At 56.9% G+C, this 12,100-nt stretch carries 13 protein-coding genes; all 13 read left to right on the plus strand.

Annotated elements, in window-relative coordinates:
• Positions 1 to 324 precede the first annotated feature (324 nt).
• Entirely contained in the window at positions 325 to 1,404 is a 1,080-nt protein-coding gene (locus tag AC07OE_RS00385; RefSeq protein WP_495068585.1) for a pilus assembly protein PilM, read from the plus strand.
• Positions 1,401 to 2,039, plus strand: a complete 639-nt coding sequence (locus AC07OE_RS00390; protein ID WP_495068586.1) for a PilN domain-containing protein — start codon at positions 1,401 to 1,403, stop codon at positions 2,037 to 2,039. Before AC07OE_RS00385 ends, AC07OE_RS00390 begins: the two co-directional genes overlap by 4 nt.
• A gap of 11 nt (positions 2,040 to 2,050) precedes the next feature.
• Entirely contained in the window at positions 2,051 to 2,716 is a 666-nt protein-coding gene (locus tag AC07OE_RS00395; protein WP_495068587.1) for a type IV pilus inner membrane component PilO, read from the plus strand.
• On the plus strand, positions 2,713 to 3,255 hold the full coding sequence (locus AC07OE_RS00400; RefSeq protein ID WP_495068588.1) for a pilus assembly protein PilP: 543 nt from the start codon (positions 2,713 to 2,715) through the stop codon (positions 3,253 to 3,255). The genes AC07OE_RS00395 and AC07OE_RS00400 overlap by 4 nt, the downstream gene beginning before the upstream one ends.
• A complete protein-coding gene (locus tag AC07OE_RS00405) occupies positions 3,255 to 5,342 on the plus strand; it encodes a type IV pilus secretin PilQ (protein WP_495068589.1) in 2,088 nt (695 codons plus the stop codon). The genes AC07OE_RS00400 and AC07OE_RS00405 overlap by 1 nt, the downstream gene beginning before the upstream one ends.
• Before the next feature lie 31 nt (positions 5,343 to 5,373).
• Positions 5,374 to 5,898, plus strand: a complete 525-nt coding sequence (locus AC07OE_RS00410) for a shikimate kinase (RefSeq protein ID WP_495069120.1) — start codon at positions 5,374 to 5,376, stop codon at positions 5,896 to 5,898.
• A 70-nt stretch (positions 5,899 to 5,968) separates the two neighbouring features.
• On the plus strand, positions 5,969 to 7,078 hold the full coding sequence (aroB, locus tag AC07OE_RS00415; protein ID WP_495068590.1) for a 3-dehydroquinate synthase: 1,110 nt from the start codon (positions 5,969 to 5,971) through the stop codon (positions 7,076 to 7,078).
• A 60-nt stretch (positions 7,079 to 7,138) separates the two neighbouring features.
• Positions 7,139 to 8,335: a deoxyguanosinetriphosphate triphosphohydrolase gene (locus AC07OE_RS00420; protein ID WP_495068591.1), complete on the plus strand. Its 1,197-nt coding sequence runs from the start codon at positions 7,139 to 7,141 to the stop codon at positions 8,333 to 8,335.
• A 3-nt stretch (positions 8,336 to 8,338) separates the two neighbouring features.
• Positions 8,339 to 8,908, plus strand: a complete 570-nt coding sequence (locus AC07OE_RS00425) for a DUF1415 domain-containing protein (protein ID WP_495068592.1) — start codon at positions 8,339 to 8,341, stop codon at positions 8,906 to 8,908.
• A 12-nt stretch (positions 8,909 to 8,920) separates the two neighbouring features.
• Complete coding sequence (locus AC07OE_RS00430; protein ID WP_495068593.1) at positions 8,921 to 9,850, plus strand: class I SAM-dependent methyltransferase; 930 nt, start codon at positions 8,921 to 8,923, stop codon at positions 9,848 to 9,850.
• 47 nt (positions 9,851 to 9,897) lie between these two features.
• A complete protein-coding gene (locus AC07OE_RS00435) occupies positions 9,898 to 10,365 on the plus strand; it encodes a glycine zipper 2TM domain-containing protein (protein ID WP_495068594.1) in 468 nt (155 codons plus the stop codon).
• Between the two features lie 94 nt (positions 10,366 to 10,459).
• Positions 10,460 to 11,236 (plus strand): oxygen-binding di-iron domain-containing protein, encoded by a 777-nt coding sequence (locus AC07OE_RS00440; RefSeq protein ID WP_495068595.1) that lies wholly within the window; start codon positions 10,460 to 10,462, stop codon positions 11,234 to 11,236.
• 34 nt (positions 11,237 to 11,270) lie between these two features.
• On the plus strand, positions 11,271 to 11,963 hold the full coding sequence (locus AC07OE_RS00445; RefSeq protein ID WP_495068596.1) for a transposase: 693 nt from the start codon (positions 11,271 to 11,273) through the stop codon (positions 11,961 to 11,963).
• Positions 11,964 to 12,100: the final 137 nt, after the last annotated feature.

The raw sequence follows: 12,100 nt of genomic DNA on the forward strand, positions 1-12,100 counted from the left end.
TTGGGTGGGCTGCTTTTTTCTTCAGAAGGACTGGATGTGGACATAAAACATTCGGTAAGTTCGCGTGGGCATTATAAAAATGCCCTTGAGGACAGGGGCCAGGAGGGCAGTGCGTGACAAGCAGCCCGAAGTGTGCCGGAAGCTAAGGTCTTGCGTATTCTCGGCGACCGCTATGTAAAAAGGAGCAGGAAACGTCTGCTTTTGGCAACGTTCCGGTAAATCAAATTCCTGAAAAACCTTTGCGGGACAAGGATCTTACTGATAGCATTCAAGTGATTTCTTAAGTTTGTCTGGCCGTTTGCCGGGCCGTTTCAGGGGACCGTTTTGATCTCATTGGGGTCGTTATTCAGTCGACAGCCAGCTCCCATGTTGGGGTTGGACATTAGTTCGTCCAGCGTCAAACTGGTGGAGCTGGGCCGTGACAAAGCGGGGAACTTGGTGCTGGAACGTTGCGCCATCGAGCCTTTGGAGCGCGGATGGATCTCTGATGGCAACATCGAAAAGTTCGATGAGGTCGCTGATGCTGTGCGCCGTTTGGTGAAGAAAAGCGGCACCAAGACGAAGAACGTCGCCATGGCATTGCCACCGTCTGCGGTGATTACCAAAAAGATCATTCTGCCTGGTGGCATGACGGATTTAGATCTGGAAGCCCAGGTGGAGTCAGAGGCCAACCAATACATTCCCTTTCCCCTCGACGAAGTGAGTTTGGATTTTTGCGTGATCGGCCCGAGCGCTGCTTCCGCAGGTGATATCGAAGTGTTGATTGCGGCTTCCCGCCGAGAGAAGGTGCAGGATGTCCAGGGGCTTGCGGAAGCCGCAGGATTGGTGCCCGTCATTGTGGATGTGGAGTCGTACGCGTCACGTTTGGCGGCGGGCCGTTTGATTGAAAACCTGCCCAGCAAGGGCGCAGGTCTCATCGTGGCCCTTTTCGAAATTGGTGCTTTGACCACCAGCATGCAAGTCCTGCGCGATGAAGAGGTCTTGTATGACCGGGACCAAGCTTTTGGTGGCGCCCAGCTGACGCAACTCATCGTTCGTCAATATGGCTTTTCGCAAGAAGAGGCTGAAAGCAAGAAGCGCAGCGGTGAATTGCCGGAAGATTATGAGTCTGCAGTGCTCAGGCCGTTTATTGACACTATGGTGCAAGAATTGGGACGTGCCTTGCAGTTCTTTTTCACAAGCACCCCCCACAACAAGGTGGACTACATCATGCTGGCTGGCGGCTCGGCCGCCTTGCCTGGTTTGACTACGGTGGTGACGCAGCACACAACTTTCCCTTGTAGCCTGCTCAATCCATTCGACGGCATGGAAATCGGTGATGGAGTGCGTTTGAAGCGCATGACGCGTGAGGCGCCCTCCTATCTGACCTCCTGCGGCTTGGCGTTGCGGAGGTTTTCGCAATGATTTTGATTAACTTACTGCCTCATCGCGAAGCGGCGCGGAAAAAACGTCGAGATGCCTTTAACGTTTCACTGGGTGCTTTTGCGCTTTTTGGGGGGGTGATTGCTGGGTCTATTTTCCTTTGGTATCAAGCTGCGATTGCCTCTCAACAGTCAAATAACTTGATTCTTGAAACCGAGATTAAAAAACTGGAAGGTCAAATCAAGGATATCGCCACGCTGGAATCGGAAATCGCTGCGCTGAGAGCTCGCCAGCAAGCGGTAGAGGACTTGCAGTCTGATCGCAACTTGCCAGTGCATTTGTTGACAGAGTTGGTGAATCAACTGCCTGATGGCGTCTATATCAACAGAATGACTCAAGTGGATCAGTCTGTAACTTTGAATGGTGTTGCTCAATCGAATGAGCGGGTGTCGGATTTGCTCCGAAATTTGGCCAACAACACACCGTGGTTTGCCAAGCCAGAGTTGATCGAGATTGTCTCTGGATCGGTGTCAGTGGGCAAAGAACAGAAGCGGGTTGCCAATTTTGTGATCAAAGTTCGGTTGGTTCGATCGAGTGAGGCTGCAAAAGTACTCGCTGCGGCTTCTGCTCCCGGCGCAGATGCTCCAGTGTCAGCCAAACCAGATGCTAAAAAATAGAAATTTCAACCATGGCAACTAGTTCCATCAAGTCCATTGATTTCGCTGCATGGCAAGAAAATTTGTTGAGCCAGTTTCGGGATCTGGATCCCAAAGACCCTTCGCTGTGGCCGTCGATACCCAAGTACGTTCTTTTCTTTTTCACTAGCTCGATTATTGTGGTGGCTTTGTGGTTTGCGTGGCTTAGTGGCTCTGAAGAGGTTTTACAGCAGGAACGGGAAAAAGAAACGCAGTTGCGAGAAGATTACAAGAAAAAATTAACCAAGGCCGTCAATTTGGATGTATTAAAAAAACAGCGTGAGCAAGTTCAGCAGTATGTGACACAGCTTGAAAAACAGCTTCCTAGCAAGGCTGAAATGGATGCATTGCTGTCAGACATCAATCAGGCCGGTCTTGGTCGTAGTTTGCAGTTTGATCTATTTCGCCCAGGTCAGATTGCGGTGAAAGAGTACTACGCTGAATTACCAATAACTATAAAAGTTACAGGTCGGTACCATGATATGGGTGCTTTTGCGTCGGACATTGCCAATCTATCGCGCATCGTTACTTTAAATAACTTGGCTATTGCGCCTCGTGCAGATGGCATATTGATTTTAGATTCCACCGCAAAAACTTTCCGCTACCTAGACTCCAACGAAGTGGCCGCGCAGCGTAAGGCCAGTGGGGCAAAAAAATGATATTTTTTCGCATACTGGGCTCGGCTGCGGTTTTGTTTGTACTGGGAGGATGTGGTTCTTCCAGTGAGGATGAGATTCGTCAATGGATGGTTGATGAGCGGAATCAGACGAGGCCAAAAGTTGCGGCGTTACCAGCGCCAAAGCAGTTTGTGCCAGAGGCCTATGCAAGCAATGCCTCTATTGAACCTTTCAGCAATCAAAAGCTGACTCAGGCTCTGAAACGAGATTCAGCGCAGACTGTGGCAAATGGAGCGCTTATCGCGCCGGAATTGGCGAGGCGTAAGGAGCCATTGGAGGCCTTTCCTTTGGACTCTGCCGCTCTTGTTGGCAGTATTGTGAAGGATGCCCAGCCGATAGCGTTGATCAAAGTCGATAACTTGCTCTACCAAGTAAAGGTTGGCAATTATCTGGGGCAGAACTATGGGCGAGTCACCAAGATCAGCGAGACCACGGTGACGTTGCGTGAAATCGTGCAGGACGCCGCGGGTGAATGGATTGAGCGCGCTGCAACACTAGAGTTGCAAGAGAGGTCGAAATGATGAACCAGAATTTGTTGCAGGGATTTCGAATGTTCAGAAGTTTGTGGACGGCGTTGCTTTTGGGGATTTGTGGGTTTGCGTACGCGCAGACTTCTATCGAATCGGTTACTGGTTCTGTCCAGAGCGGGGTCGAAGTTGTGCGCATTGATTTGTCGCAGCCCCTTTTGAACCTGCCCACCGGGTTTGCAATTCAGTCGCCGGCTCGCATTGCTCTTGATTTTCCCGGTGTTGCGAACGCCATGGGCAGATCCACTATTGAAATCAATCAAGGCAATTTGCGGTCTGTGAGCGTGGTTCAAGCGGGCGAGCGCACTCGTGTGGTCTTAAATCTCAAGACGCCAGCAGCCTATAAAGCAGAAATACAAGGTAAATCGTTACTGGTTTCATTGGAGACTGCAGTGACTGTCAATGCGGCGCCAGTGGCAGTGTTTGCGGAGAACCGCAACCGGGATACAGCACCCATCAAGGATTTGGACTTCCGCCGTGCCGCTGACGGTGCTGGCAGGATCGTCGTCAGCCTACCCAATAACCAAGTGGGTGTAGATATTCGGCAGCAAGGGCAGACCTTGGTCGTTGAATTTATGAAGTCAACATTGCCTGAGGGCTTGCGTCGTCGCCTAGACGTGAGTGACTTTGGAACTCCGGTGAAGACAGTGACATCAAGCCAGTCTGGTGACCGTGTGCGGATGGTGATCGAGCCTCAGGGTCAGTGGGAGCACAGCGCTTATCAAAGTGATGAGCAATTTGTTATCGAAGTCAAAGAAATCAAAGTCGATCCGAAGAAATTGACGCCGGGCACTGGATACAACGGGCAAAAACTATCTTTGAATTTTCAAAATATTGAAGTTCGTTCTTTATTGCAAGTAATTGCAGATTTCACCAACTTCAATATCGTAACGTCTGATTCGGTTTCAGGTTCAGTAACCTTGCGCTTGCAAGACGTACCTTGGGATCAGGCATTGGATATTATTTTGCAGGCCAAGGGCTTGGGCATGCGCAAAAGTGGCAACGTGCTTTGGGTTGCACCCAAGGACGAAATCAGCGCCAAAGAAAAACTGGACTTGGAAACCGTGGTAGCCGTCCAGAATTTGGAGCCGCTGCGTACGCAGTCTTTCCAGATTAACTATGGCAAGGCTTCTGACATTGCGGCAGGTCTTGTTGCCGCAGGATCGGGACCAGGTGCAGGTATTACGCCCAGTCGTATTTTGAGTAGTCGCGGCAGTGTGATTTACGAGAACCGAACCAATCAGTTGTTTGTTACGGATATTCCGAGCAAATTGGAACAGGTGCAGCAACTGATTGCAAAAATTGATATCGCTGTACGACAAGTTTTGATTGAAGCACGCATCGTTGAGGCTTCTGACAGCTTCGGAAAATCACTTGGTGTTAAATTGGGCGGGGGCGGGACGGCTGCTGCATCAGGGGACCAACCCGGTGTAGCTATTGGATCGAGCTATGTAGTGGGATCCGCCGCCACAACATCCGGAAATTTCGTTAACTTGCCCTCTACGGGCGCACTGGGTTCAAGTACGCCAGGCCAAATTGCATTGTCAATTTTTGGAGCTTCCGCGGACAGATTTCTGAATTTGGAAATCTCTGCTCTGGAAGCAGATGGCAAAGGGAAAGTGGTTTCCAGCCCACGGGTGGTCACTGCTGATCAGATCAAAGCCTTGATTGAACAAGGTACAGAGTTGCCATACCAAGTGGCATCCTCAAGTGGCGCTACGTCGATTGCTTTCCGCAAGGCAAACCTGAAGCTGGAAGTTACCCCGCAAATCACCCCAGAGGGCAACATCATTTTGGCTCTGGATATCACCAAAGACACGGTGGGCCAATCCACTCCTGCAGGTTTTGCGATTGACACCAAGCACATTCAGACCCAAGTCTTGGTGGAGAACGGCGGAACGGTGGTGATCGGCGGTATCTTTACCGAAGACCAAACGGAAAGTGAAACGAAAGTTCCGTTCTTTGGTGACTTGCCAGGACTGGGTGTTTTGTTCCGCAATCGTGCACGCTCGTCGACTAAGCGCGAAATGCTGGTGTTCATCACGCCCAAGACATTGGCAGACAAAGCCATCGGTCGTTGATCCGGGTTGGATGGATGGTTTGAATTCGGAGTTGCGCATCAGTTTTGTGGGTTTGCCAGGCTCGGGCAAAACCACAGTAGGGCGACAATTGGCGCGTCGGTTGCGGATTCCTTTTGTGGACTCTGACCAAGCGATTGAGGCGCGGCTTGGATGCTCCATCCGAGAGTTCTTCGATCGTGAAGGGGAGGCGCGCTTCCGCGATATCGAGGAAGAAGTGATTGACACCTTGACGCAAGATCCATCCTGCGTGCTGTCCACGGGCGGTGGCGCAGTGCTCAGGGAGGGGAATCGTTTGCATTTGCATGGGCGATGCCACGTGGTGTATCTCAAGTCCACGCCGGAAGAGTTGTTTCGCAGGTTGCGCCACGATGTAAGCCGTCCGTTGCTTCAAGTGGCCGACCCTTTGTCGCGGATGCGTGAGCTTTTCTCCATTCGCGACCCTTTGTACCGCGAAACTGCCCATTTCACGCTGGAAACCGGCAGACCGTCCGTTGCGACTCTGGTCAATATGGTGGTGATGCAACTCGAGCTTTCCGGGCTTTTGCCCGCGTGCTGAGGCAGTTGGGTTGGTTCCTTAACGGGTGCCCGAAATATCGCCCGAGTTCTGAGCCTCTAAACTCGGGGGTATGACATCTCCGAATTTTCACACCGTAGATATTGCCCTTGCTGAGCGCAGCTACCCCATCCAGGTAGGCACCGGCTTGCTTGGGACAGCTGATGTGTATGTGTCCTTGCCCAAGGCCAGCCATGCGGTGGTGGTCTCCAACACCACGGTGGCGCCCCTCTATGCCGAGGCTCTGCTTGCTGCACTGAACCCGCGCTATGCCAATGTTCAGCTCGTCACCTTGCCGGATGGCGAAGCATTCAAGACCTGGCAAACCCTGAACCAGATTTTTGACGCGCTGCTGTCCGAAGGCTGTGACCGCAAGACCATCCTGTTCGCTCTGGGCGGCGGTGTGGTGGGCGACATGACCGGGTTTGCCGCGGCCAGCTATATGCGCGGTGTGCCGTTTGTGCAGGTGCCGACCACGCTGCTGTCCCAGGTGGATTCTTCGGTGGGCGGCAAGACCGGCATCAACCACCCCCTGGGTAAGAACATGATTGGCGCGTTCTACCAGCCGCAGCTGGTGGTGTGCGACCTGGATACGCTCAAGACCTTGCCGCCGCGCGAGCTGAGCGCGGGCCTGGCCGAAGTCATCAAGTACGGGCCGATTGCCGACATGGCCTTCCTCGACTGGATTGAGGCCAACCTGGATGCCCTGCTGGCCCGCGACCCTGTGGCACTGGCCCACGCGGTGCGGCGCAGCTGCGAAATCAAGGCCTGGGTGGTGGGGCAAGACGAGCGCGAAGCCGGCCTGCGGGCCATCCTGAATTTTGGCCACACCTTTGGCCACGCCATCGAAGCGGGCCTGGGCTATGGCGAATGGCTCCACGGCGAGGCCGTGGGCTGCGGCATGGTGATGGCGGCGCACTTGTCGCACAAGCTGGGCTCGGTGGGCGCCGCCTTTGTGGAGCGCTTGACACGCCTGATCCAGAAGGCGGGCCTACCCATCGTGGGGCCGCAGCTGGACGCCAAGGACAACGCGGGCCGCTACCTGGAGCTGATGCGCCTGGACAAGAAGTCCGAGGCGGGCGACATCCGCTTTGTGGTGATCGACGGCCCCGCGCGCGCATCGGTGCGTGGCGCGCCCGACGCGCTGGTGCGTGAGGTGATTGACGCCTGTTGCGCAGGTTGACTGCTATGGTTGTGATAGCTGCTGGCGCAATGTTTATCGGGGCTAGGGCCTGATTTTGTCATGAACCTTCAGCCCTACGCCTGTGACCCGGCCCAGTCGCGCGGCCGGCGTTTTGCGGAACCCCAGGCGCCCACGCGCACCGCGTTCCAGCGCGACCGCGACCGCATCGTGCACTCCACCGCGTTTCGCCGCCTGGTTTATAAAACCCAGGTGTTCATCAACCACGAGGGCGATCTGTTTCGCACGCGGCTGACGCATTCGCTGGAGGTGGCGCAGCTGGGCCGCTCCATAGCCCGCACGCTGGGCCTGAGCGAGGATTTGGTGGAAACCGTTGCACTGGCCCACGACCTGGGCCACACGCCGTTTGGCCACGCGGGGCAGGATGCGCTGCACGACTGCATGGCGCCGTTTGGCGGATTCGAGCACAACCTGCAAAGCCTGCGCGTGGTGGACCATCTGGAAGAGCGCTACCCGCAGTTTGACGGTCTGAACCTGAGCTTTGAATCGCGCGAGGGCATTCTCAAACACTGCTCGCGCACCAACGCCGAACTGCTGGAGGCGCAGGAGCCCGCGTTTGCCGACGGTGCAGGCGGGGTAGGGCGGCGCTTTCTGAACCACGCCCAGCCCAGCCTGGAGGCGCAGTTGTGCAACGTGGCGGATGAGATTGCCTACAACGCGCACGACATTGACGATGGCGTGCGCTCGGGCCTGCTCACCTTGGCGCAGATGCGCGAGGTGCCACTGTTCAACGGCTATTGCGAGTCGGCGCTGCGCCAGCACCCGGCATTGACCGAGGCCGGACAGTCGCGCCGCCTGTTGTACGAATCCATCCGCCTCATGCTCAGTGATCAGGTGTATGACGTGATGGCGGCCACGCAGGCAGCCATCGATGAACACAAACCGCAAAGCGTGCAGGACGTGCGCGCCAGCGAAGCACTGGTGCGCTTCAGCCCCGACATGCGGGCGCAGTCCAAGGTGCTGAAGTCGTTTCTGTTTCGCCAGCTGTACCGCCATCCCCAGGTAATGCAGACCATGGACGCGGCCAAGCAGGTGGTGCGCGAGCTTTTTGACGCCTACAGCCAGACACCGGCCCACATGCAAGGCGGCGCCGGAGCCCATGCGCTGGCGGCGCAGCAGGCCGCGGGCGACGCCAGTGCCTTCCACCGCACCATTGCCGACTACATCGCCGGCATGACAGACCGCTTCGCACTGCGTGAGCACGAGCGCCTGACTGGGCAGCGTTTGTTGGTGGAGTAGGGCATGGCTGATCTGGAAACACCGCAAACCGTGATTGTCGCCACGCAGCAGTGGCTGGAGCGCGCCGTCATTGGCCTGAACCTCTGCCCGTTTGCCAAGGCCGTGCATGTCAAGGGCCAGATCCACTACATGGTGTGCAGCAGCAGTGACGCGCAAACCGTGCTGGACCAGCTGGAGGCCGAGCTGCTGGCCCTGCACGCGGCTGACCCCGAGCAGCGCGACACGACTCTGCTGATCGCACCCGCGCTGCACCCGGATTTTCTGGACTTCAATGACTTTCTGGCCGCGGCAGATGCCCTGCTGCGCCGGATGAAACTGGTGGGAACGCTGCAGATCGCCAGCTTCCACCCCCTGTTCCAGTTTGCCGGCACCGAGCCGGACGACATCACCAACTACACCAACCGCGCGCCATACCCTATCCTGCATTTGCTGCGCGAAGAGAGCCTGGACCGGGCCGTACAAGCCTTCCCCGAGGCCGAAGCGATCTTCGAGAAAAACATGCAGACGCTGGAAGACCTGGGCCACGCCGGCTGGACCGCCCTGGGCTTGCGCACGCCGCCCGGCGCACACTGAGAAAGCCATTCCATGACCTCCCGCCCCAACCCTGCGAAGCGCCCGCCCAAGGCCGCCGCTGCGCACAACGCCGCCGCGCATCCCCTGGCCGATGAGGTGCGCCCCGGCCAGTCGGTGGAGCTGCTCAAGGAGCTCCACATCCTCACGCGTGAGGGCAAGCTCAACCAGGATTCGCGCCGCAAGCTCAAGCAGGTCTACCACCTGTACCAGTTCATTGAGAAACTAATGCTGGAGCTCCCCACGGCAGAGGGGCGCTCGCTCACGCTGGCCGACCATGGCGCTGGCAAGTCCTACCTGGGCTTCATCCTCTACGACCTATTTTTCAAGAACCTGCCTGCCGGCCATCTGTATGGCATCGAGACGCGCACCGAGCTGGTCGACAAGTCACGCGCGCTGGCCCAGCAGCTGGGCTTTGGTCGCATGTCGTTTCTCAATGTCAGCGTGGCCGAGTCCACCCAGTCCGAAGCCTTGCCTGACCAGATCGACGTGGTAACGGCCCTGCATGCCTGTGACACGGCCACCGATGATGCGATTGCGTTTGGCCTGCAAAAGAAGGCGCGCGCCTTTGTGCTGGTGCCTTGCTGCCAGGCCGAAGTGGCGCGGCATCTGAGCCAGAGCAAGGCGCTGTCGCTCACCCGCACGCCACTGGCCGAGCTGTGGCGCCACCCGCTGCACACGCGCGAGATGGGCAGCCAGATCACCAATGTGTTGCGCTGTCTGTACCTGGAGGCGCATGGTTACCAGGTCACTGTGACCGAGCTGGTCGGGTGGGAGCACAGCATGAAGAACGAACTCATTCTGGCCCGCTATACCGGCCAGCGTAAACGGGCTGCGGCCCAGCGTTTGCGCGCCATCCTGGAGGAGTTTGGCCTCTTGGCCCTGCTTGACACCCGGTTTACATTGCCAGAAGACAATGCTCAGGACAACGCATTGCCCGCCTGAACCGTTGTGGGTGGATCGCGTTTTGAATAAAAGATTTGGAGAGTTCTATGCAAACTTGGATGAAATTGACCGGTACCGTGGTTGTGGCTGCCGTGCTGGGTGCCTGTGCCACCAGTAGCCCCGATGTGGTCCAGCGGGGTGATGCCCAGCGCATGGCGCAGGTGCAAGACGGCGTGGTGTTGTCGGTGCGCAATGTGGTGGTGGACGGCAGCCAGTCGGGTATCGGCGCCGCGGTCGGCGGTGTGGTGGGTGCCATTGGTGGCTCCGCAGGCAGCGGTGTGCAGCGCGAAGCCCAGGTGCTGGGCGTGTTGGCCGGTGTCGCCGGTGCAGCAGCAGGTAACGCCATAGAGCGTTTCTCCACCAAGGAAGACGCGTTGGAAATTTTGGTCCAGCTCAAGGGCGGCGAGCGTCGTGCCATCGTCCAGGCCAAAGGCAGTGAGCAGCTGGCCGCAGGGGACTCCGTGATTATTGTGACTACTGGCGGCAAGGTGCGTGTGACCAAGGCCCCTAAGTAAGCTGACGTAGATCAAGGCCGCCGGCGTCCCGGCGTTCCACAATCAGGGCCAACGCGAGCGCAACCGAGCGCTCGTTTTTTTGGGGCCCCCTCTGATGCCGATAGAGCTTTACCGCGATGCTGATCACTCCTGTGTGATGTTCACCGATCTGGTGTCCGACGAGGCGGAGGCTGTGCAGGCCAACCAGTTTCTGATCGTCAACCACGGCTCCGGTGTGATTCTCGATCCCGGTGGCAACATGACATACAACGAGCTGAACCTCACGATGCGCCGCTACATCGCGCCCCAGCATCTGGACTACATCCTCGCCTCCCATGCCGATCCCGACATCATCGCCTCGTTGGACCGCTGGATGACCTCTACCCAGGCCAAGCTGGTGATCTCCAAGCTGTGGGCCCGCTTTGCGCCGCACTTCTGCAAGATCGGCAAAACCGAGGATCGCATCATCGCCATCCCCGACGAAGGCGGTCGCTTGCGCTATGGCAAGGCCGACCTGTGGCTGTTGCCTGCCCACTTTCTGCATTCTGAAGGCAACTTCCAGTTTTACGACCCGGTCAGCAAGATACTGTTCTCGGGCGACCTCGGGGTTTCGCCGGTCAGCGGCCAGGAGGCGCAGCAGTGCATCACCAGCCTGACTCCCATGCCCCCTGGCATGGAGGCGTTCCACCGTCGCTACATGGTCAGCAACAAGATTCTGAAGCTTTGGGTACGCATGGTGCGGGATCTGGACATTTCCCTGATCGTGCCCCAACACGGCGCCCCGTTGAAAGGGGAGGCGATTGGCCAGCTGCTGGACTGGCTGGACACCTTGTCCTGCGGCATTGACCTGATGGGCACACCCCAGTACCAGTTGCCGCACGCCCGTCTTTGAAAGGTTGCCGCCTGTTTTCAGGCAAACTCGTGCGATGGCACGGCTTCCTCGTTTGACCCTGGCGGGTTACCCACACCACGTTGTTCAGCGGGGTAATAACCGCCAGCCCATCTGCCTGGACGCCGCAGATTTCCAAAGCCTGCAGGCCCTGTTGTACGAGAACGCGCGCAAGTTCGGAGTGTCTGTCCATGCCTATGTGCTGATGGATAACCATTTTCACCTGCTGGCCACACCATCCACCGATGAGGCCCTGCCCAAGATGATGCAGGCCGTGGGGCGCAGCTATGTGCGGTATTTCAATGACCGCCACCAGCGCAGCGGCACACTGTGGGAAGGGCGCTACAAATCCACGTTGATCGAAACCGACCGCTACCTGCTGGCCTGCATGGCCTATATCGACCTGAATCCGGTGCGCGCAGGCTTGGTGGTGCAGGCCCGAGACTACCCGTGGTCTAGCCATGCGCATTACAGTGGCCTGCAGGCCGACAAGCTGATCACGCCCCATCCTCTGGTCTGGAACCTTGGCAACACGCCTTTTGCCCGGGAAGCCGCCTACGCCCAATTGGTGCAAAACGGGATCAGCCAAGGGCAGCAGCTGGCGTTGACCGATGCCGTGTTGCGCGGTTGGGCCTTGGGCGAGCAGGGTTTTTTGTCGGAACTCCAAAAGAAGACAACCCGCCGACTGAGTAAAAGTAGTCCCGGTCGTCCCTCCAGCGTCGAAGAATAAACCTCAAATCGGGCGATAGCCCCCGAGTTCATTGGATTTAATGCTATTGTTTTTAATATGTCCCTATTTATTTCTCGATAAAAACATTCAACAAATAATTGGAATCTGACCCCATTTATTGTGCTTGGCACTTTTGT

The sequence above is a fragment of the Rhodoferax sp. GW821-FHT09E07 genome (genome assembly GCF_059416145.1).

What these genes read in the sequence shown, in the direction of transcription:
- AC07OE_RS00390 (WP_495068586.1), top strand. Translation starts at nt 1,401, where the DNA reads ATGATTTTGATTAACTTACTGCCTCATCGCGAAGCGGCGCGGAAAAAA.
- AC07OE_RS00395 (WP_495068587.1), top strand. Translation starts at nt 2,051, where the DNA reads ATGGCAACTAGTTCCATCAAGTCCATTGATTTCGCTGCATGGCAAGAA.
- AC07OE_RS00400 (WP_495068588.1), top strand. Translation starts at nt 2,713, where the DNA reads ATGATATTTTTTCGCATACTGGGCTCGGCTGCGGTTTTGTTTGTACTG.
- AC07OE_RS00405 (WP_495068589.1), top strand. Translation starts at nt 3,255, where the DNA reads ATGAACCAGAATTTGTTGCAGGGATTTCGAATGTTCAGAAGTTTGTGG.
- aroB (WP_495068590.1), top strand. Translation starts at nt 5,969, where the DNA reads ATGACATCTCCGAATTTTCACACCGTAGATATTGCCCTTGCTGAGCGC.
- AC07OE_RS00420 (WP_495068591.1), top strand. Translation starts at nt 7,139, where the DNA reads ATGAACCTTCAGCCCTACGCCTGTGACCCGGCCCAGTCGCGCGGCCGG.
- AC07OE_RS00425 (WP_495068592.1), top strand. Translation starts at nt 8,339, where the DNA reads ATGGCTGATCTGGAAACACCGCAAACCGTGATTGTCGCCACGCAGCAG.
- AC07OE_RS00430 (WP_495068593.1), top strand. Translation starts at nt 8,921, where the DNA reads ATGACCTCCCGCCCCAACCCTGCGAAGCGCCCGCCCAAGGCCGCCGCT.
- AC07OE_RS00435 (WP_495068594.1), top strand. Translation starts at nt 9,898, where the DNA reads ATGCAAACTTGGATGAAATTGACCGGTACCGTGGTTGTGGCTGCCGTG.
- AC07OE_RS00440 (WP_495068595.1), top strand. Translation starts at nt 10,460, where the DNA reads ATGCCGATAGAGCTTTACCGCGATGCTGATCACTCCTGTGTGATGTTC.
- AC07OE_RS00445 (WP_495068596.1), top strand. Translation starts at nt 11,271, where the DNA reads ATGGCACGGCTTCCTCGTTTGACCCTGGCGGGTTACCCACACCACGTT.